The sequence below is a fragment of the Brevibacterium sp. genome, assembly GCF_052105255.1.
Taxonomy (GTDB): Bacteria; Actinomycetota; Actinomycetes; order Actinomycetales; family Brevibacteriaceae; genus Brevibacterium; species Brevibacterium linens_B.
In genome coordinates this window covers 134,834-155,788 of sequence record NZ_JBQDYQ010000001.1, presented here as the reverse complement: position 1 = coordinate 155,788, position 20,955 = coordinate 134,834, and the positions used below count along the sequence as shown (strand labels likewise).

At 66.3% G+C, this 20,955-nt stretch carries 17 protein-coding genes; 11 read left to right on the top strand and 6 right to left on the bottom strand.

Annotation, left to right across the window (positions count from 1 at the left end; all coding sequences use genetic code 11):
• A partial coding sequence (locus ACTIIH_RS00715) for an inorganic phosphate transporter (protein ID WP_441450038.1) occupies positions 1–399 on the bottom strand: 399 nt, incomplete at its 3' end.
• Positions 400–559: 160 nt separating this feature from the next.
• On the opposite strand from ACTIIH_RS00715, the gene ACTIIH_RS00710 reads away from it, so the two are divergent.
• The 4 genes from ACTIIH_RS00710 to ACTIIH_RS00695 all read left to right on the top strand — a co-directional run bounded on the left by ACTIIH_RS00710 (position 560) and on the right by ACTIIH_RS00695 (position 5,599).
• Positions 560–2,164, top strand: coding sequence for a class I adenylate-forming enzyme family protein (locus tag ACTIIH_RS00710; RefSeq protein WP_441450037.1), 1,605 nt, complete (start codon positions 560–562; stop codon positions 2,162–2,164).
• Positions 2,165–2,199: 35 nt separating this feature from the next.
• A complete protein-coding gene (locus tag ACTIIH_RS00705) occupies positions 2,200–3,480 on the top strand; it encodes a beta-ketoacyl-[acyl-carrier-protein] synthase family protein (RefSeq protein WP_441450036.1) in 1,281 nt (426 codons plus the stop codon).
• A 46-nt stretch (positions 3,481–3,526) separates the two neighbouring features.
• Positions 3,527–4,732 carry an acyl-CoA dehydrogenase family protein gene (locus tag ACTIIH_RS00700; protein ID WP_441450035.1) on the top strand — a complete coding sequence of 402 codons (1,206 nt, stop codon included), beginning with the start codon at positions 3,527–3,529 and terminating at the stop codon, positions 4,730–4,732.
• Between the two features lie 99 nt (positions 4,733–4,831).
• A complete protein-coding gene (locus ACTIIH_RS00695; protein ID WP_441450034.1) occupies positions 4,832–5,599 on the top strand; it encodes a phage tail protein in 768 nt (255 codons plus the stop codon).
• Here the strand turns inward: ACTIIH_RS00695 and ACTIIH_RS00690 are convergent.
• From ACTIIH_RS00690 to pdhA, 3 genes are read right to left on the bottom strand one after another with little or no spacing between them, the layout of a single operon-like run.
• Complete coding sequence (locus ACTIIH_RS00690) at positions 5,544–6,992, bottom strand: dihydrolipoamide acetyltransferase family protein (protein ID WP_441450033.1); 1,449 nt, start codon at positions 6,990–6,992, stop codon at positions 5,544–5,546. The two genes, ACTIIH_RS00695 and ACTIIH_RS00690, sit on opposite strands and share 56 nt — an antisense overlap.
• Complete coding sequence (locus tag ACTIIH_RS00685) at positions 6,992–8,008, bottom strand: alpha-ketoacid dehydrogenase subunit beta (RefSeq protein ID WP_441450032.1); 1,017 nt, start codon at positions 8,006–8,008, stop codon at positions 6,992–6,994. Before ACTIIH_RS00685 ends, ACTIIH_RS00690 begins: the two co-directional genes overlap by 1 nt.
• A complete protein-coding gene (gene pdhA / locus ACTIIH_RS00680) occupies positions 8,005–9,111 on the bottom strand; it encodes a pyruvate dehydrogenase (acetyl-transferring) E1 component subunit alpha (RefSeq protein ID WP_441450031.1) in 1,107 nt (368 codons plus the stop codon). The genes ACTIIH_RS00685 and pdhA overlap by 4 nt, the downstream gene beginning before the upstream one ends.
• Positions 9,112–9,375: 264 nt before the next feature.
• On the opposite strand from pdhA, the gene ACTIIH_RS00675 reads away from it, so the two are divergent.
• The gene (locus ACTIIH_RS00675) at positions 9,376–11,325 is read left to right on the top strand and encodes a hypothetical protein (protein WP_441450030.1); all 1,950 of its coding nucleotides are present in this window, start codon (positions 9,376–9,378) and stop codon (positions 11,323–11,325) included.
• A gap of 233 nt (positions 11,326–11,558) precedes the next feature.
• Here ACTIIH_RS00675 and ACTIIH_RS00670 read toward each other — a convergent pair whose 3' ends face one another.
• On the bottom strand, positions 11,559–12,014 hold the full coding sequence (locus ACTIIH_RS00670; RefSeq protein WP_441450029.1) for an Lrp/AsnC family transcriptional regulator: 456 nt from the start codon (positions 12,012–12,014) through the stop codon (positions 11,559–11,561).
• Between the two features lie 417 nt (positions 12,015–12,431).
• On the opposite strand from ACTIIH_RS00670, the gene ACTIIH_RS00665 reads away from it, so the two are divergent.
• The 6 genes from ACTIIH_RS00665 to ACTIIH_RS00640 all read left to right on the top strand — a co-directional run bounded on the left by ACTIIH_RS00665 (position 12,432) and on the right by ACTIIH_RS00640 (position 20,225).
• On the top strand, positions 12,432–13,208 hold the full coding sequence (locus tag ACTIIH_RS00665) for an electron transfer flavoprotein subunit beta/FixA family protein (protein ID WP_441450028.1): 777 nt from the start codon (positions 12,432–12,434) through the stop codon (positions 13,206–13,208).
• A gap of 11 nt (positions 13,209–13,219) precedes the next feature.
• The gene (locus tag ACTIIH_RS00660) at positions 13,220–14,197 is read left to right on the top strand and encodes an electron transfer flavoprotein subunit alpha/FixB family protein (protein ID WP_441450027.1); all 978 of its coding nucleotides are present in this window, start codon (positions 13,220–13,222) and stop codon (positions 14,195–14,197) included.
• A gap of 1 nt (position 14,198) precedes the next feature.
• On the top strand, positions 14,199–16,583 hold the full coding sequence (locus ACTIIH_RS00655; RefSeq protein WP_441450026.1) for a cytochrome b/b6 domain-containing protein: 2,385 nt from the start codon (positions 14,199–14,201) through the stop codon (positions 16,581–16,583).
• Between the two features lie 212 nt (positions 16,584–16,795).
• A complete protein-coding gene (locus ACTIIH_RS00650) occupies positions 16,796–18,145 on the top strand; it encodes an MFS transporter (RefSeq protein WP_169250878.1) in 1,350 nt (449 codons plus the stop codon).
• Positions 18,146–18,245: 100 nt separating this feature from the next.
• Positions 18,246–19,499, top strand: coding sequence for an aminopeptidase P family protein (locus ACTIIH_RS00645; RefSeq protein ID WP_441450025.1), 1,254 nt, complete (start codon positions 18,246–18,248; stop codon positions 19,497–19,499).
• Between the two features lie 27 nt (positions 19,500–19,526).
• Positions 19,527–20,225: an IclR family transcriptional regulator gene (locus ACTIIH_RS00640; RefSeq protein ID WP_441450024.1), complete on the top strand. Its 699-nt coding sequence runs from the start codon at positions 19,527–19,529 to the stop codon at positions 20,223–20,225.
• A gap of 60 nt (positions 20,226–20,285) precedes the next feature.
• On the opposite strand, the gene ACTIIH_RS00635 is transcribed toward ACTIIH_RS00640, so the two are convergent.
• Complete coding sequence (locus ACTIIH_RS00635) at positions 20,286–20,948, bottom strand: GntR family transcriptional regulator (protein ID WP_441450023.1); 663 nt, start codon at positions 20,946–20,948, stop codon at positions 20,286–20,288.
• Positions 20,949–20,955 lie beyond the last annotated feature (7 nt).

Sequence of the window (20,955 nt, the reverse complement as noted above, 5' to 3'; positions counted from 1 at the left end):
TTCGGCGGCGAAGCCCGAGGCAGGATGGATCTTCGTCAGCCCCGTGCCGACCGTCCTGATGACATTGCGGCCGATGAACCACAGGCCCGCACCGATCATCGCCATGATGAGGAAGTTGCCGACGGAGCTGATGCCGCTGCGGACGGTGTCGGTGACCTCGCCGCCGGCGAGGACGGCGCCGCTGACCTCGAAGACCGCTGCGACCATGAGGGCTTGCTTCATGCTCAGCGTTCCGGCGCCCACCGAGGTGCCGAAGGAGTTCGCCACGTCATTGCCGCCGATGTTGAAGGCCATGAACGTGTCGAAGACGATCGTCGTGATGAGGACGAGCCGGTTGGACCCGGCTCCGACGAAGTCGAACGACCACAGCGTGAACGAGACCAGGGTCGCCGCCAGCATGAGTCCGCCAGCAGTCGTCCTCGGCGTTGCAGATGACCGGGTGATGAAGCACGATCGACGCGGACGCGTACAGCTGCTCAATTGGCGGAGTCGACCGACTCCTATACTGGTGCCAGGCGGCTCGGTCGGACGGCCGTGGAGCGAGACTGCGGAGGGAAGCATGCCGATCACCGCGACGATCCTCGAGGTCGCCGACGTCGACCCCGATCGGCTTGCCATCGTCGGTGGGGACGGACAGCTGACCTACTCGCAGCTCGCCGAAGGCTCGCGGACGATGTTCGCCGCCGTCGACGCCCTCCACCATGCCCAGTCCGACTCGCCGATCCCGGCTCCCCAGACTCACGGCATCCCGATCACGGCCGTCAGCCTCACCTCGGCGTTCGAGACCTCCCGCATCATCGCGGGCCTCGCCGGCTTCCGCGCGGTCTCGGCCACGATCGATCCCCGCTGGCCGCTGAGCCACCAGGTCGGAGTCATCACGACCACGGGAGTCGGTGTCGTCATCAGCGACTCGACCCACCTCGCCGAGGCGCTCGCCGCCGCCGGCTGGACCGGAACCGTCATCACCGCCGCCGATTTCCAGGCCCGCGAAGCCGCCATCGATCCTGCCGACACCGCACCGCCGAGCGTCCGCGAGGCCGACGAGCCGTTCCTCATGCTCTTCTCCTCCGGCACGACGAGCAACCCGAAGGCCTTCATCAAGACCCGGCAGCAGTACCGCGACAACGTCTCCGTGTCCTCGGCCCACCTCGAACCCTTCCCCGGGGTGGCCACCCTGGCGCCTGGTCCCGTGTCCTACAGCCTCACCCTCTACGCCGTCATCGAATCCCTCGCCACCGGCGGCAGCGTCCACGTCGCCGACGACTTCGACCCGTTCACCATGGGCTCGCGCATCACCGACGAAGCCATCACCCGCGTCGTCGCCGTGCCCGCCGTCGTGAAGGCCCTCGCCGAGGCGGCCCGCCGAACACCGGAGAACTTCCTCGGTCTCGACCTCGTCGTCACCGGGGGAGCGAACCTGCCGGCATCCATCCGCTCGGCCCTCGCTGACGTCCTCCCCGACGCCCGGCTCATCAGCTACTACGGTGCCGCCGAGATCGGGTTCATCGGCGACAGTCGTGACGGTGACGGCACCTGGATCTCGATCTATGACACCATCGGCGTCGAGGTCCGCGACGAATCCGGCGATCGGCTTCCCGACGGAGAGATCGGCACGGTCTGGATCAAGGCCGCCGCCTGCTCGAACGGCTATGTCACGGGCACCACCGACGCTCAGCTGCGACGTCCCGACGGTTGGGCAACGGTCGGTGACCAGGGGCGGATCGACAACGGACTCCTCCAGCTCGCCGGACGGGCCGGTGACATCGCGATCACCGGTGGACACAAGGTGTCCCTGCCCGAGGTGGAACGAGCATTCGAGGAATTCGACCGCGGGGGTCGGGGGTCGGGGCAGGGCCGCCTCGGCGAAGTCTGCGCGATCGCGCTGCCCGACAACGGTCTCGGCAGCACCGTCGCCCTCGTCATCGAACCGGGTTTTGGGGAACCTGCCTCCGACGACGGACCCAGGGGCTCGGGCACGCCTGGTCTGAACTCGACTCCGCTCGACAAATCAGCTTTGCTCGCTCACGCCCGGGCGGAACTGGCCCCGCAGTTCGTGCCGCGACGGTTCTACTCACTCGACCGACTGCCGCGAACGGTCGGCGGGAAGATTCGCCGCCACGAAACCGTTGACCTGGTCATGAGCGGAAAGGCACAGCGACTGTGAACGCCTTCTCGAGCAATCGGCACCGGACGGATGGCATGCGCGACGTCGCCATCACCGGACTCGGCGCCATCACTCCGAGCGGCCAGGACCCCGAAACCCTCTGGCAGTCTGTGCGCGGCGGCATCAGCGCCATCGACGTCCTCGCAGGTGAACGGTTCGACGACCTTGGCGTGCGGATCGGCGGGCAGATCACGGACTTCGACGCCGAGGCGGTTCTGCCCCGGGCGCTCGCCCGCCGTCTCAGCCCCGTCCAGCACTGGGCCATCGCCGCCGCCGACCAGGCGCTCGACCACGCGGGATTCCCCGCCCCGGCCGAGGAGCTGCCGTGGGACCGCGACCGCGTGGCCGTCATCGCCGCCACCGGTTCCGGGCCCGTCGACGCCATGCAGGAGGCCACGCGACGCCTCGACGCGGACGGCCCCAGGTCCGTTCCGCTGACCCTGTCCATCCACGGTGCACCGGACTCCGCGGCAGCGCTCATCAGCCAGCGCTTCGACTTGCGCGGGCCCGGGCAGGGAGTCTCGGCGACCTGCGCCTCCGGGGCGATCGGCCTCGGCGAGGCGATGCGCCGCATCCGCCACGGCTACGCCGACGCCGTGCTCGTCGTCGGCATGGAGGACTGCCTTGGCCCGGTCAATCTCGCCTCGAACGCGAATATGCGCGCGCTCGCGGCCGGATACGAAGACGATCCGACCGCCGCCAGCCGCCCCTTCGACCGGGGCCGCAACGGCTTCGTCATGAGCCAGGGCGCGGCCGCGATCCTCCTCGAATCCGCTGATTCGGCGGCCTCACGTGGGGCGACGGCCTGGGCAGAACTCGCCGGATTCGGCGCCGCCAGCGATGCCCACCACCCGACGAATCCGCATCCGGGCGGACGGGGAGCCGCCTCGGCGGTGGTCCAGGCCCTGAGCGACGCAGGGCTGGAACCCGGCGATATCGACCACATCAACGCCCACGCGACGGGCACACCGGCCGGAGACCGAGCCGAACTCGCCGCCTTCGACGCAGCCCTGGGAGAGGCCGGAGGGACGATCCCGATCTCGGCCACGAAATCGACGACGGGACACCTCCTCGGCGCCTCGGGGGTCGTCGAGGCGATCATCGCGACCCTGACGCTGCGTGATCAGACGCTGCCCCCGACGCTCAACCTCGACGACAGCGAATTCCCCGAATGGCACATCGTTGCTGGTCACGCCCGTGACATGAACGGCGGGCAGAACCTCGCCGAAGTGGCCGTGGACACCGTGCTGTCGACGTCGTTCGGCTTCGGCGGGCACAATGGCGCGATCATCCTGCGTCGGGCTGAGGCCCTGTAGAACAGGCGAACCGACGTCCTGACGACACTGGAACAGAGGAGAGACGATGACCGACCGTGAGACACGCGTGAGCGAACTCGCCGCGCGGTACCTGCCCGATGATGTGCTCGAACGATTCCGCGAACGAGCCGACGTCTATGACCGCGAGAACCGATTCTTCGACGAGGACCTCGCCGAGCTGGAGGACCTCGGCTACCTCACCCTCTTCGTGCCCGAGTCCCACGGCGGGCCGGGGCTGAGCCTGTTCGAGGTCAGCCGACTGCAGCAGCGGCTGGCAGCGGCAGCGCCCGGCACGGCCCTGGCGATCAACATGCACCTCATGACCACCGGGGTGGTCAAGGCGCTGACTGACCGCGGCGACGACTCCCTGAACTGGGTGTTCGACGAGGTCATGGCCGGTGAGATCTTCGCCTTCGGCATCTCGGAGCCGTCGAACGACTGGGTCCTGCAGGGTTCGACCACCGAGGCGGTGCCGACGACCGACGGCGGATACGAACTGACCGGGGTGAAGATCTTCACCTCGCTCTCGCCCGTGTGGACGAGGCTCATCGTCCACGGCGCCGTGGCAGCCGACGACGACGGGATCGCCGGCCCCGATGCCGAGGAACCCGCCGAGGGGCGGCTCGTCTACGGGTTCATCGAACGGGATGCGCCCGGGATCACGGTCTCCGATGACTGGGATGTGCTGGGAATGCGTGCCTCGCAGTCGCGGGCGACGATCCTCGACCACGTGCCGATGAAGCCTGAGCGGGTCTCCCGTGTCATCCCCGCCGGCAAGCATCCCGACCTGCTCACCTTCGCGATCACGAGCAACTTCCAGCTGCTCATCGCCGCCGTCTACGCCGGAGTCGCGGCGCGGGCGCTCGAGTTGGGCGCGGCTGGACTGCACAAGCGGAAGTCCGCGAAGGCCGACGTCACCTTCGCCGAGGTGCCCGAGGCCCGGACCCGCCTAGCCGATGCGCACCTCGACTTCATGCCCGTGACGGCGATGATCGACGCCTACGCCCGGGACTTCGATAACCTCATCGACCACGGTGCCGGCTGGCCGCTGCGTCTGGTGGGGGCGAGGATCAAGTCCGCCGAGGCGGCCCGCCGCAGCGCCGAGGCCGCGCTCATGTCCACGAGCGGCAGCGGGTTCGGCAACAAGCACGAGCTCTCGCGCCTCTTCCGCGATGCCACGGCCGGACTCTTCCATCCCCCGAGCGCCGACGCAGCCCGCCCGATGTACGCGGCCGCTCTGCTGGATGAGTGACTGAGGCGCTCGGCCTTCACCTCGAAGCGCGCCCTCGGAATCGATCGGCCCGAACGTCAGCGAACCGAAGTGTGGAACCGGACGGCTATGCTGGCAGAGATGACCGCTCGACGACAGTCTCCCTTCGCCCTGCGGCCGGGAACGCTCCCGCCTGTGCTCGTCGAACGGCAGTCCTTCATCAATGATTTTGCGTATGCGCTCGACAACGGTCACGGCGCAATGGGGCGATCCACGCTCGTCACTGGTGAGTCGGGTATGGGGAAGAGCAGCATGCTCACGGTGTTCGAGGAAGTGGCAACGTCGCGCAGCTGGGCCACCGTGCACCTCCCGGGTGAAGACGGGCTTGCCGAGCGATTGGCCGAGGCGCAGATTCCTTCTCTGCTCGGCGACGGAGCGGTTGAAGGAGTCCTCATCACGGTGGACGATATCGATCGGGCACCGTTGCGGGATTTGGAACAGGTGGCGGGTACGGTGGCGGACGCGTTTGCCGAGAGCATTCCTCTCGCGCTCGCGTTCACCGGTCCCGCCGACGCAATGAATGCGCTGTTCGCGGCGGACGCGATTCCCTACCTGGCGCGGTCGGCGCGGGTCGACCTGGAACGGCTGAGCGACGACAGTGTGCGGGAAGTCGTGTCGGCGTCGATCGCTGACACCGAAAAGACGATCACCGAGGCTGCCATCCGCCGCGTCGTCGAAGCGGCGGACGGCAACCCCCTTCGTCTTCTGGCCATCGCCGACCTGGCGTGGAAGCACAGCGGAGACCGTGCGGAGATCTCTGAGGAAGACGTTCGCGCAGCCCTGCCCTCGCCGGTCAGAGCTCGGGCAGCAGTGAGATCGGATTCTCGATGCAGTCGGCGACGAAGGTGAGGAACTCACTGGGCTCCTGACCATCGCACGCCCGGTGGTCGAAGACGAACGACAGGTACATCACCTTGCGCACCGTCAGCTCGCCGTGTGAGACCCACGGGCGGTCCTTGATCCGGCCGAGACCGAGCATCGCCACCTCGGGGAGGTTGATGATCGGGGCCGAACCGTCGACGCCGAACACCCCGTAGTTGTTCAGGGTGAACGTGCCGCCGGTCAGCTCGGACGGATCGAACTTCCCCGAGGCGGCCTTCCCGACGGTCTCGGACACGGAGTCGCGCAGCTGCCGCAGGCTCATCTCGCCGGCCCCGTGGACGACGGGGACCATGAGTCCGCGCGGAGTCTGCGCGGCCAGGCCGAGGTTGATGTCGCCGTGGGTGACGATCTCACCGGCAGCCGTGTCGATCGACGAGTTGATGATCGGGTACTTCTTCAGACCGGCCACAACGAAGCGGGCGACGAGCGACAACAGCGAATACTTCTCACCCGTGCGGGCCTCGAGCGCCTGCTTCGTCGCCAGCAGCTCGGTGGCGTCGACGTCGAGCCAGATCGTGGCCTCGGGAATCTCCTGCCGCGACTTCGTCAGGCGTTCGGACACGACCTTCCGCAGTCCCGTGATCGGGGTGCGGGTATCGCGGTCGCTCCGGTCGGAGCTCGCTGCAGGCGAAGGCACCTTCGCCGGTGACGTCCCCGCGGGGACGTGGGCAGCGGCACTTGCCCCGGACTCGATCGCGGCCATGACATCAGCCCTGGTCACGACCCCGCCGTGGCCCGTGCCGGGCAGGCTCTTGGCACTGATGCCGTGATCCTTCGCGAGCTTGCGCACGAGGGGAGACGACACGGGAGAGACATGGTCGCTGATCACTGCCGATGACGCATCAGTTCCGGTCGACGACGGGTCGTTGGCGGGAACCGGCACTTCTGTCGGCGGCTGCGGAGGAGCATCTGGAATGACGGTCGGAACAGGGGGCGCTGCCGCGTGCTTGCCGCCGAATGAGCGCTTCTTCGTCGACCGGGTCTTCGGCTCCGACGTGCCGTAGCCGATGAGGTTCGCGCCGCTCGATTCGCTGTCCGCCGACTCAGCATCCGCGCCCGCCCCAGCACCCGCGCCTGCCTCGGCCCTCGCCTCGGCGACGGAGAGCAGGACCTGACCTGCGCTGACGGTGTCCCCGGTATTCGCATGGAGGCTGACGATCCGCCCGGCGTACGGGCAGGGGAGTTCCACGACGGACTTCGCGGACTCGACCTCGACGACCATCTGATCGACGTGGACCTCGTCCCCGATCTCGACCTTCCAGGAGATCAGCTCCGCCTCGGTCAGGCCCTCCCCGAGGTCGGGAAGGATGAACTCGCGCGTCCCCGTGTCGCGCATACCGGTATTCAGATCAGCACTCATCACAGCTCCCAATCCCAGGACTCGAGCGCATCGAGCACGCGTTCGACGGTGGGCAAGTAGAACTCCTCGAGCTTCGGCGACGGATAGGGCACATCGAACCCGGTGACCCGCAGGATCGGGGCCGACAGGTAAGGGAAGTTGCGTTCGGTGAGGCGGGCGGCCACCTCGGCGCCGTATCCGCCGAACTGCGCGGCCTCGTGGATGATCGCCGCGCGCGAGGTCTTGCGCACGGACTCAGACACCTTCTCATCATCGAACGGTGAGAGCGTGCGCAGGTCGATGACCTCGATGGACAGTCCGTGCTCGGCCCCGGCCTCGGCGGAATCGAGCGCCGTCCGCACCGTCGGACCATAGGCGAGCAGGGTGACGTCGGTGCCCTCGCGGATGACCTCGGCCCGATTCATCGGCGCCGTCGTCACGGGCAGGCTCAGCGTCTCCTTCATCCAGTACCGGGACTTCGGTTCCATGAACACGACCGGATCATCGGAGGCGATCGACTCGTGCAGCAGCGAATACGCATCGGCCGGATTCGATGGCGTGACGACGGTCAGCCCCGGCGTCGACGTCCAATAGGCCTCGGACGAATCCGAGTGATGCTCGACCCCGCCGATGTCGCCGGCATAGGGAATCCGAATCGTGATCGGCAGGCTGACCCGGCCCTTCGTCCGGTTCCGCATCTTCGCCGCATGGGACACGATCTGCTCGAACGCGGGGTAGGCGTAGGCGTCGAACTGCATCTCGACGACCGGGCGCATGCCGTTCATCGCCATGCCGATCGCCGTGCCGATGATGCCAGACTCCGCAAGCGGGGAATCCCAGACCCGGTTCGACCCGAATTCGGCCCGCAGTCCTTCCGTGACCCGGAAGACCCCGCCGAGGCGGCCGACATCCTCACCGAAGACGAGGACGGTGTCGTCGTCGGCCAGGGAATCCCGCAGCGCCTGGTTGAGCGCCTTCGTCATCGTCACCGACGACGGGGCGGGGGCGGATGTCGCCTCGGGTGCCGTGACGCTCATGCGTGGCCTGCCGCTGCGAGTTCGGCTTCGAGGACCTGCTGCTGTTCGGCAAGGGCCGTGCGTGGGGCCGCATAGACGTGGGCGAAGAGCTCGCGCGGGTCGACCTCGGCCTCTTGGCTCATCGCATCGCGGACGGACGCGGCGAGGGTCTCGGCCGCCTCAGTGACCTCTGCGACTGTTGAATTGTCGAGGGCACCGGTCTGCCGCAGATACTTCTCGAGACGGTCGATGGGATCGAACTGCTTCCAGTGCTCGACCTCCTCGGTGTCGCGGTACTTCGTCGGATCGTCGGAGTTCGTGTGCGACTCCATCCGGTAGGTGAGGCACTCGATAAGGGTCGGACCGTCCCCGTTCCGACCACGTTCGAGAGCGGCGGACACAGCGGCGAACACGGCGGCGACGTCATTGCCGTCGACGCGCAGGCCCGGCATTCCGTAGCCGGCGGCGCGATCGGCGAGCATCGTCGCGTTTGTCTGCTCCCGCAGGGGAGTGGAGATCGCGTACTGGTTGTTCTGCAGAACGAAGACCGTCGGGGTCTGCCACACGGAGGCGAAGTTGAATGCCTCGTGGGTGTCGCCTTCGCTGCTGGCGCCGTCGCCGAGGAAGGTCAGGGTCGCTGTATCCTCGCCCTTGAGCTTCGCGGCCATCGCGAATCCCGTGGCATGAAGGGTCTGCGTTGCCAGCGGTGTCGCCGCAGGTGAGGCGTGATATTCGTGCGGGTCGAAACCGCAGTGCCAGTCCCCGCGGAAGGCGGCGAGGATCTCGGCCACGGGCACACCGCGGGTCAGCAGCGCTGCCGAATCGCGGTAGGTGGGGAAGAGCCAATCGTTCGGGGCCAGCGCGGTGGTGGCCCCGACCTCGGCGGCTTCCTGACCTGCCGCGGAGGGGTAGGTCGCGAGCCGACCCTGTCGGGTCAGGTGCGTGACCTGTGCTTCGAACCGGCGGACGAGGACCATCTGCCGGTAGAGGCCGGTGAGGGTGGCATCGCTGGGGATCCGCAGCCCTTCGGTCGGAGTGTCGGTGAGCCGGCCATCTGCGCCGATGAAGCTGATCGGCTGCAGCTGGGGCAGTGAGCGGCCTGTGGTGGGAACGTCAATGGTCATGGCCCCATGTTGGCGTGAGCCGAGTCACGATTCCATGGCTGAGGTGCAGGTGAGGACGGGCGGCCAAACGTGTCGCGAACTCGGGACGAAGGGGCCGGTTCCGGCGGGCCGAGTGGACGTTTGGCTGGACAGTGCAGCAAGGTCGGTTCAGGCCCGGAGTGTGATCTCGGCAATGCCGCGGGGCCATGCCGGGGCAGTTGTATGGCGGACGAGGTCGGACTTGTTAACGTTATTGCTTCAGTTCATCCTCGGCAGGAGCAGTGCGTGTCTACTTTCTTCGACGGTCCCGAATTCTACGGAATGGCAGCGGGCGGCAGAACCAGCCATAACCCCGGCATGGGCGACCGGACGATGCGGGAGCTGGCGCCGTTCCTCAAGGCCGAAGGCGTTGACATCGATGATCCGAATGCGGACTTCACCGAGGCCGAATTCCACGCCGCCATGGAGAAGGCGCAGGTGGAATACAACCGCCGCCTGTTCACCCCGGTCGGTGCCCACCGCGGACTGGCGCTGGGGAAGCTGCGGTCCTTCGCCCTTGCCTTCGTCGAGGGCGATACCGAACGCGCCGAGGCTGTTGTGGCCTCCCTGCCCTCCGACCCCGAAGACTTCAGCCCGAGCGTCGCGCAGGTGACCGGGACGGCGATGGGCCTCGTCGACGAATGGTTCACCGACGACGTGCACGGGCCGAAGCTCGGCGGAGTGATGGCACCGAAGTGGCCGACGAAGAAATCCCGCAACGTCGCCCGCGACATCCTGGCCCTGGCACAGAAGGGACGCGTCGTCGACAGTCTCGACCGCCTCATCACCAACAACAGCGGACGTCCCGTCCTCGAAGGGGCCATGCTCGCCGTGGCCGCTGCGGTCGTACGACTGGCCAAGCGAAACAAGGTCTCGGAGCAGGAAGTCGTCGACGAGCTCATGCCGCTCGACGGCTATCCGGAACCGGTCGCCGGCACCTACGGTTCCACCGACCGAGTGTTCCAGGACGACAAAAACGTCCAGGACGGCCCTGCCGCAGAACAGGTCCTGCCTGAGTGGCTCGGAGGATCGAGCGCCGAGGCGAGCGGACAGGCGAACCCCCACGCCGACCGGCAGGGCGTCGACGAACGAATGGACGAGGTCGAGAAGACCGTCTACGAAATGCCGCTCTACCAGCGCTTCCGCGACTGGCTGGCCGAGACCTACGACGACGTCGACGAGGACTCGGAGGTCTTCGACATCGCCCACCTCCTGTTCTGCATCGCCGTGTCCTCCCGCGCAGATATCGACGAACCGGAGGGAATCGACGACCTCCTCGACGTCCTGGAAGGCTTCGCAGTCGACGGACAGGAGGAGGCCGAGAAGACCGATGGCGAATCGCCGTCGACGGTGATCTTCCTCGACAGCCTCGAAGCTCTCGACAACTATCTCCGCTTCCGCATGGACACCGACGAGAACCCCGAACGCTGGAACGCCGCCCGCGCCCGAGCCGAGGCCGCGAGCATGCGCACCGACCCGCTGCCCTCGGCCCTGATGGCCGCGGTCGAAGCCAATGCCCTGAGTGAGGAGCAGCTCGCGCAGCCCATGCCGCACAATCGCCTCGTCGCCGGTGTAGCCGGCATTCTCGAATGGATCGGCGACTCCCGCCCGTTGACCGGTACGGGACGGGTGAAGCGGGCCGATATCGCCGAGGCGGCCGAAAAGTTCGGCATCAAAGCCATCGGAGTTGCGTCGAACGCCCGGTACGAAGACGGCGTGAACTATGCGCGCAGCGCCGATGAGGTGCCCGTCCTCGAAGCAATGTGGGCCGTGATGCAGAGTGCTGAGATCACCGAGATCACCGGCACCAAGGTCCGCCCGGGAAGCGCCGCCGACGAGTGGAAGAAGGGTGAGGTGAGCGCGGATACCGCTCTGCCGGTCATCGGCGCCTTCATCTACGAGCGGCTGCTCGACGTGATCAACCTCGTTCCCGGAGAGGACTACGGCGCCCCGGCGATCACGATCGCCCAACGCCTCATCGAGATCATCACTCCGGACTCCGCACCCGAACGTCCCGAACTCGACATCGACGAGGAGCGTACCGATCGGCTCTCCACACTGCTGGCCGACGAGCTGCAGGAGCTCACCGAGCTCGGGCTCCTCACAGCCGACGGAGACACGCTGTCTGTCGAGCCGGTGTACAAGCGCATCGTCGCCGGTGCCGCGCTCATGCTGCTGTCGGGACCCCGCGAATAAGACGGGGCAAGCGCAATGGCTGAAAAAGTCCGGCTCAGCCTGTTGTGCACTCCCGATCCCCGGGTTAGGCTAGCCTATGAGAATTACGCAACGCTGGTCTTTCCTAAGGCGGTTGACACGCTGGCTTGAAGTGTTGGGCGGCGTCGGCGGTTCTCTCTGTTTCACGTCATGAAGCCCTCGGCGCAAATTCCGGCGCCGGGGGCTTCGTTCAGTCAGAGGTGCTGTGACCGTTCTCAGCCCGCGCCGGGGCGACGGCCCTCGGCCTCATCGAGGATGAGGAGTGAGCGGGAGGACACAACGCCCGGGACTTCGTGGATGCGGCGCAGGATCACCTGCGACAGTGCAGTGTTGTCCGGCGCGTTGACCGTCACCAAGGCGTCGATATCCCCGCTGACGGCTTGGACCTTCTCGACGAAGGGAAGGGCTGCCAGGTCGTCACGGACCTGCGGCCAGGGGTGGTCGTCGATCTTGACGACGACAACCGCGGTGACTGTCATGCCGAGGGCCTCGCGGTCCACCTCGGCGGTGAACTTCCTGATCGCACCCGATTCGATGAGGGTGGTGAAGCGCTTATGCGCGGCGGAGCGGGAGATGTGGACGTGTTCGGCCAGCTGGCGCACGCTCAGGCGCGAGTCCTCGACGAGGGCGGCGATGATGCTGCGGTCGATGTCGTCGAGGTCGAATGCCACGAGGCGCTCCTTCACCGTTGATGTCTGCGTCTTGCCTGCGACCTCTGCGTCCCGCCTGCCCGGATGCATTCGCCCGGAGAGTCGGCGATGGGCACCAGGAGGAATGGTCGGTCTGCTTCCCATTCTAGGGCCCCGCCTCGGCGAGTGGCGGCGCCGCGTCGAGGTCCCGACGTCGACGACAGGGGACCGCCTCGGCGAGGGGAGCCCGCGAGTCTGGGGAGTCCGACGCACTGGACAAATTCTGTCGATCGTTCGTACAGTATCGGAGATATCTGTGGTGCCTACCACGTACCATGGGTGATGGACATGATCGGTTCTAACCCGGACCCGGTCAACGGACGGAAATTAGCCACCTGTAGATTATGAGACGAAAGTCTCACGCAGCTGGAACTGCTTCACGAACCTAAGGAGTCATCCTTGAAGATCGCGGTGTTGGTCAAAGAGGTCCCGGATACGTACGGCGACCGCAAGTTGAACTTGGAAACCGGGCTCGCCGATCGTGGCGCCTCGGAAGCCGTCCTCGATGAGATCGGTGAGCGTGCCCTCGAGGTCGCCTTGACGCAGAAGGACTCCGACGGCGACACCGAGGTGACTGTCATCTCGATGGCGCCCGATACCGCGACCGCGACGATCCGCAAGGGTCTGGCCATGGGCGCCGACAACGCTGTGCACGTGGCCGACGAAGGACTGGCCGGCGCTGATCTCGGGCTGACCGCCGAGGTGCTCGCCGCTGCTCTGCGCCGCGGTGAGTTTGACCTCGTCGTGACCGGCAACGTCTCCACCGACGGCAACGGCGGCATGATGCCGGCGATGCTCGCCGAGCACCTCGACTACCCGCACGTGACCGGCCTGACGACCGTCGAACTGGGCGATGGCAAGGTCTCCGGCAGCCGTGCCATCGAAGGCGGTAAGCAGCAGGTCTCGGCCGAACTGCCCGCCGTCATCTCCATCACCGAGGCGCTTCCCGAGGCCCGATTCCCGAACTTCAAGGGCATCATGGCGGCGAAGAAGAAGCCTTTCGAGGTCATCAGCCTGGCCGATCTCGACATCGATGCCGAGGACCAGTCCGTGGCCCGCTCGATCATGGTCGCCGTCGCCGAGAAGCCGCCGCGCGAGGCTGGCGAGAAGGTCGTCGACGAAGGCAATGGCGGAGTCGAACTCGCCGAATACCTCACCAAGAACCGTCTGGCCTAAGGAGAATCGTCATGTCAGAATTCCCGCAGGATTCCATTCTCGTCGTCCTCACCGCCGATGCCGAAGGTCAGCTGGAGAAGCCGGCCGCCGAACTGCTCGGCGGTGCCGCTGAGATCGGCTCGCCCGTCGCCCTCGTGCTCGCCGCCGGCAGTGCCGACGCCGCTGCCGAGAAGGCCGCCGAACTCGGTGCCGTGGCAACACTGACCGCCGCGACCACCGAGGGCAACCTCGGCACCGCAGCCGTCGACGCCGTGGCCGCAGCCGCGGAGCTCACCGCTCCCGACGCTGTGCTCGTGCCCAATACCCTCGACGGTCGTGACATCGCCGGTCGCTACGCTGTGCGCAGCGGATCTGCCGTGTGCGTCGACGCCGTCGGACTCGAACGCGACTCCGAGGGCATCGTGGTGGACCACTCCGTGTACGGCGGCGGCTACACCGCATCCTCGGCTCCGACCTTCGGTGCTCCGATCGTCACCGTGCGTCTGGGAGCAATCGAAGCTCGCGCAGAAGCACAATCCGCGAACACGCAGCCCCTCGAGGTCGCCGATTCCGGTAAGCGCTCGGCCGCGATCGACTCGTTCGAAGCCGTTGTCGAGACCTCCTCGCGTCCCGAGCTGCGCGGTGCGCAGAAGGTCGTCTCCGGTGGTCGCGGCGTCGGTTCGGAGGAGTCCTTCGAGCTCGTCGGCGAATTCGCCGACACCCTCGGCGCAGCCCTCGGCGCCTCCCGTGCGGCCGTCGACGCCGGTTACATCGCCCAGTCGCACCAGGTCGGCCAGACCGGTGTGTCGGTGTCCCCGCAGCTCTATGTGGCGCTCGGCATCTCCGGCGCGATCCAGCACAAGGCAGGAATGCAGACCTCGAAGACCATCGTCGCGGTCAACAAGGACGCCGAAGCCCCGATCTTCGACATCGCCGACTTCGGCATCGTCGGCGACCTGTTCAAGGTCGTTCCCCAGGTCATCGAATCATTGAACGAGAACAAGTCCTGATATGGCAACCTATTCCAGTTCGCTGCGCTCGGGTCTGCCCCGGGTCGAAGGCGGAGACCCCTGGCCCCCGGAGGGCACCATCGGCGAACCCTTGGAAGAGGGTGCGTCGTGGTTGCCGGAGACTGCCGAGACGGAGGAACTGGATGAAGGTTCCCCCGCCGAGGCGGTCGAGTCCGATGTGACCGACGCCGAGGAATCGACGGGGACCGAGGCTTCCGCCGAAGCCGAAGAGCCCGTTGAGGATTCGGTCGAGGAGCCTGCTGAGGCAGTTACTTCTGCCGAGGTGCCTCTGCGTCGTGGTCTTCCGCGCGTCGAGGGTGGAGAGCCTTGGCCGCCGGAAGGTCTTGCTCCTGCCGGAGTGAAAGCCACCGGTGCCTCAGCTGCTCCCGTTGCGTCTGCTGAACGGTCGGCTCCGGACGAACCAGCAGTTGAAGAGGATGTCGCTGTCGAGGATTCGACCGAGGATGCGGTGTCCGCTGAATCGGACGAACAGTCCTCGGCTGCTCCGGCTGCGGCCGCTGTGACGGCTGGTGCCGGAGTGGCTGCCGGCGCCTCCGTCGCCGCTTCCGGTTCGGACGATGAGTCGGTTGCGGCAGAACCTGCCGCCGCTGATGCTGCCTCTGCCGAATCTGCACCCGCCGTCGAGGTCCCCCTGCGCCGTGGACTGCCGCGTGTCGCCGGTGGAGATCCTTGGCCGCCGGAAGGCTTCGCGCCCGCCGAGAGCACCGCAGAAGAATCCGCTGCTCAAACCGACTCTGCCGAAGCCGCTCGGGCTGCCACTTCGGCCGATTCCACCTCCGAGTCCTCGTCCGCTGCTCCTGCGGCTGCCGCCGCAGCTGGCGCGGGCGCTGCCGGTGCCGGTGTGGCCGCAGCTGCCGGCGGCTCGGGCTCTGGAGAACTTTCCGATGTTCCGCTGCGCCGCGGACTTCCCCGCACCGCCGGGGGAGACCCCTGGCCACCGGAAGGCTTTGCACCCGCACGCGCTGCCAAGCCCGCCGCAGGCTCGGCCGCCGCTTCGGCTCCGGCTGAAGAAAAGGCCGCTGACGCTAAGTCGACCGATGCTGCGTCTGCCACGGCGGGCAAGCCGGCCGAGGCGAAGCCGGCTGCAGCTGACGAATCCGCTGAGAAGAAACCCCAAGGCCGACGCACCGGAATCGGCGGCGTCGGTGCGGCAGCCGCAGGTGCGGGAGCCGCCGCCGGTGCAGGTGCCGCCGCAGCGGGAGCCGCCTCGGCGTCGGAGAAGAAATCCGACGAAGCCGAGAAGAAGCCCGCTCAGCGCAAGCCGATGGGCAACCCCGCGGCGAAGACCGCGGACAAGCCTGCCCAGCGCAAACCGATGGCCAAGCCCGCCGCGAAGGCGGACGACAAGGCTGCCGCACGCACCGCGGACAAGCCGGCTGCGAAGACGGCACCGGCCGCGAAGGCCACATCGTCCGGTTCGGGCAGTACTGCCTCGGCGAAGCCCGCAGCGAAGAAGGAACCGGTCATGATCGGTTCGAAGTCGCTGGGACAGTGGTCGAAGATCGTCGGACTGGGACTCGGCGGACTCATCGTCGTGGCCGGGATCCTCATCCTCGCCGCCCGTGGTGTCACGACTCTGCCGGGCGTGCCGGAGTTCCTCGAGCGCTACCCGGGCGAATACCACATCCCGGAATTCGTCGATCCCGGTTTCCCGGGCTGGGTGCGGTGGACGCACTTCCTCAACATCTTCTTCATGGTGCTCATCATCCGTTCGGGTCTGCAGGTGCGTCACCAGCAGAAGCCGCCGGCGTTCTACACCCCGAAGAAGGGTGGGAAGAAGATCAGCATCAACCTCTGGCTGCACACGAGCCTCGATCTGCTGTGGCTGGCCAATGGTGTGGTCTTCGTCGTGCTGCTCTTCGTGTCCGGGCACTGGGCGCGCATCGTGCCGACCAGTTGGGAAGTGTTCCCGAACGCGGTCTCGGCGATGCTGCAGTACGCGACGATGGAATGGCCGATGGAAGAGGCGTGGGTCAACTACAACGCTCTCCAGCAGCTGATGTACTTCATCGTTGTGTTCATCGCGGCTCCGTTGGCGGCGATCACGGGTGTGCGGATGAGCGAGTGGTGGCCGAAGAACGCTGCGACGCTGAACAAGTTCTACCCGGCGCCGTTGGCTCGGGCGATCCATTTCCCGACGATGCTGTTCTTCGTGTTCTTCATCCTCGTCCACGTGTTTCTCGTGTTCACGACCGGACTGCGGCAGAATCTCGGGTACATGTTCGCGGGCACTAACGTGCTCGGTTGGGCCGGCCTCATCTGGTTCCTCGTCGCGATGGTCGTGGTCGTGGCTGGGTGGTTCGCGGCCAGGCCGTTGCTGCTGGCGCCGATCGCGAATCTCTTCGGACGCGTTTCGAGCAGGTAGGACAGACACTCATCACTCGGCCGGTCAGGCCGAGATGGACGGCGATCAGGCCCTGTCGGATATTGAATCCGACAGGGCCTGATCGCTGTCCTTTCGCATTCCTGACAGAAATCTCTTGACCGGGGATTGTGATGACCTTAGTGTTGGATGCAACCGAGTTGCAATAAATGCAACTCGCGGAATCTCAGCCGCCCACCACATCGGAGAAGACAATGAAGTCGGACCTGGCTCCAGAGGACAATGACGCAGCGAAGACGAGGCCGTCATCGTCCGAGCACCCCACACTCGAACAGAAGCGGACGCTGCGACGTGTCGTCTCGGCCAGCTTCGTCGGCAACTTCGTCGAATGGTTCGACTACGGGGTATACGGCTATTTCGCCACCACGATCTCGCTCGTCTTCTTTCCCAGGTCCGAAGGCAATCTCGCTCTCCTGTCGACCTTCGCGGTCTTTGCCGTTTCCTTCGTCGTTCGTCCCATCGGCGGCTTCATCTGGGGGCACATCGGGGACAAGATCGGACGTCGCTCCGCACTGTCCGTGTCGATCCTCATCATGTCGGTCTCGACCTTTGCGATCGGTCTGCTGCCGAGCTTCGCGGTCGCCGGCTTCCTCGCTCCGGTGCTGCTGCTCGTCGTCCGCCTCGTCCAAGGATTCTCTGCGGCAGGCGAATATGCGGGCGCCTCGGCGTTCCTCGTCGAATACGCACCACCGCGGCGACGCGGACTGTACGCGGCAGTGGTTCCCGCCAGCACGGCGACCGGCCTGCTGCTGGGCTCCGTGCTGGCCGCGGTGCTGTCCTCTGCCCTCACCGACGTTCAGCTGGAGACCTGGGGTTGGAGGCTCCCGTTCTTCCTCGCCGCGCCCATGGGGCTCATCGGACGCTACATCCGCACCCGGCTCGAGGACACCCCGGCCTTCCGTGAGCTCGCGCAGCAGGATGAGGTCATCAAGGCCCCGGTGTTCGCGATGTTCCGTGATCACTGGCGGCCGCTGCTCATCGCGATGTGCGCGGTCCTGCTCAATGCCGTCGGCTTCTACGTCGTCCTCACCTACATGCCCACATATCTCACCACGGAACTCGGCTACGGGGCGACGGAATCATTCATCGCCACGACCATTGCTCTTGTGACCTACATCGGCTTCATCCTGCTCACCGGTCTGGCCTCCGACCGGTTCGGGCGCAAACGAATGCTCACCATCGCCTCCATCTGCTTCATCGTCCTCACGGTGCCTGCCTTCATGCTGCTCGATACCGGAAGCTTCGCCGTCGTCGTCCTCATCGAGATCGCCCTCGGGGCCATGCTCACGCTCAACGACGGCACCCTGCCGAGCTTCCTCGCGGAGATGTTCCCGACCCGGATCCGCTACACCGGATTCGCCGTGAGCTTCAACGTCTCGAACGCGCTGTTCGGCGGTACGGCGCCGTTCATGGCCACTCTGCTCATCGGGGTGACTAACTCGAACCTGGCTCCCGGCTGGTACCTCATGGCCGCCGCGGCCGTCTGCTTGGGCGCCGTCATATGCGCCAAGGAGACCTTCCACAAACCCCTGCGCGAAGTCTGACGAGCGCAGCCGCCACTCTCACAGCTCGCCGGACGCGCAGCTGTCAATCACATGCGGCAGTGCCCGACGCGCAGCCGTGCCGAACGAATAGGAGAAAACGATGACCACCTTCGCCGACAACGCCTCCGTCGCCGACCTGGAGCGAATCAAGGTCCTGCACAACGGGTCGAAGACACCACTGACGTTCTCCGACGCGGAGATGGAGCGCAGGCTGACCGGACTGCGCTCGATCATGGCCGAGAAGGAGCTCGACGCCGTGATCCTCACCTCGTACCACAACATCAAGTACTATTCGGACTTCCTCTTCACCTACTTCGGCAGGTCCTATGCCATGGTCGTCACGCCCGACGACACGGTCACCATCACTGCGAACATCGACGCCGGCATGCCCTGGCGGACCAGCTACGGCGAAAACATCGTCTACACCGATTGGCGTCGGGACAACTACTACTTCGCGATCCAAGAGGGATTGCGTCAACGTGGGATCGACAATCCCCGCCGCCTCGGCGTCGAGGACGACAATCTGCCGCTGGAGAACCGCAACCGGATCCAGGGTGCATTCCCGCACGCAACGCTCGTCGACGTCTCCCACGAGGCCATGCGCCAGCGGATGATCAAGTCTGCCGAGGAGATCGAGGTGATCAAGCACAGCGCTAGAATCGGCGACCTCGGCGGCGAGGCGATCAGAGAGGCGATCACCGAAGGGATCAGCGAATACGAGGTCGCTCTCATCGGCACCGAGGCGATGGTCCACGAGATCGCGAAGACCTTCCCCGACCAGGAGGTTCGAGACACGTGGGTGTGGTTCCAATCGGGGATCAACACCGACGGCGCCCACAACTGGGCGACCACACGCAAGGTCCGCAAGGGTGACATCCTCAGCCTCAACTGCTTCCCGATGCCGACCGGCTACTACACGGCACTGGAGCGCACACTCTTCTACGGCCAGCCCGATGAGCGTTCGCTCGAGCTGTGGAATGTCAACGTCGAGGTGCACAAGCGCGGCATCGAACTCATCAAGCCGGGCGCCGTGTGCAAGGACATCGCGGCCGAGCTCAACGAGATCTATCTCGAGCACGGGCTCTTCGCCAACCGCACCTTCGGCTACGGGCATTCCTTCGGTGTGCTCAGCCACTACTACGGGCGCGAGGCCGGGCTCGAACTGCGCGAGGACATCGACACCGTCATCGAGCCGGGCATGGTCATCTCCATGGAACCGATGATCACCATTCCCGAGGGGCAGCCGGGCGCCGGCGGATACCGCGAACACGACATCGTCGTCGTCGGGGAGGACGAATCCGAGGACATCACGAAGTTCCCCTTCGGTCCCGAACACAACATCATTCCGGCCTGAGGCCGCGCCGCCGAATATACTCACACCATGTCCCGACAATCGCCTGACAACCCTCGCCGCGGTGCCTCGGTCATCGAAAACACCGTCGCCATCCTGCGCTGTTTCGCGCCGGACCGACAGGAGCTCGGTGTCACCGAGATCGCACCGCGCGTGGGGTTGCACAAAAGCTCTGTGTCGCGCATTCTCGCCTCACTCGAGCAGGAGGGGATCGTCGAACAGGCTCCGTCCAAACGGTATCGACTGGGGCTGGGGATCATTGCGATTGCGGGCCCTCTGTTGGCCGATCTTGATGTTCGCAGGGCGGCGTATCCCATCCTGCAGGCGCTCACGCGGGCCACGTCTGAGACGAGTGCGCTGATGGTATGGGATGGCGCCGAGGCGGTCACCGTCGAACAGGTGCCAAGTCCAGAGCCGGTCAAGCACACGTCCAGCCTGGGGTCGCGATACCGGACGGAGGGAAGTGCCTCGGTGAAGGTGTTCCGCGACGCCGGCGACGGCCCGGAACCCACCACCGGCACCGCTTATGCTCTCAACGATGCTGAGACCTCGCCGAACGAGGTCGGCATCGCCGCGCCCGTGTACGACCATCGCGGCGAGGTGGTCGCGGCCGTCCTCATCGCCGCACCGAAGTTCCGTACCGATGCCTCCCGCATCGCCCAGCTCGGCAATCAGTGTGTGCAGGCTGCGGAGCGGGTGTCGTTGCGGCTTGGTGGCTCAGAGCGGTAGCGACTCTGCAACAGTGTGCGATGACGGGACCGTGAAGCGCGGGTCCGGTCCTGGCCGGCGTCAGCGCAAGGTGGAGCGGACGGTCTTGTCGAACTCGCGGACGTGCTCGGCGGCGCGGGCGGCCACGGTCTGTTCGTCCCCGTCGAGGATCGCCTCGAGCAGATCGATGTGCTCGCGGATGTGAGTGACGAGATCCGGAATCCCCGGGATGACGAGGCACCAGATGCGGGTAGCAAGGTCGTCGAGGCGGATGAGCGTCTCCGATAGGTGCGGATTGTCCACCGAGCTGTAGATGAGGCGGTGGACGTCGAGATCGCGTTCCATGAGGGTCCGCTGCTCGTCGGTCGCCTCGAGTGCCTTGAGATCGGCGATCGCTGCCGTGAAATCCGCGCGACGCTCCGGCGTGAGGTTGCGAGCCGCACGCCTGGCGGCGATGGGCTCGAGTGCTTCGCGCATCTCGGAGATCGTCGACAGATCGGTGAGGTCGACGTTGGTGGCGAAGGTGCCGCGCCGCGGATAGGACACCACGAGATGATCGCGTTCGAGTCGCTTGAGGGCCTCGCGGATCGGCGTGCGGCCGACCTCGAGCTCGGCACTAAGGACCGCCTCGTTGATCGGATCGCCCGGATCGATGTCGAGCATGATGAGCCGGTGCCGCAGGATCTCGTAGGCGTGATTCGCCAAGGACGTCGTCGGTGACGTCGCGTCGGCGGATGTGCCCATGGGAAGA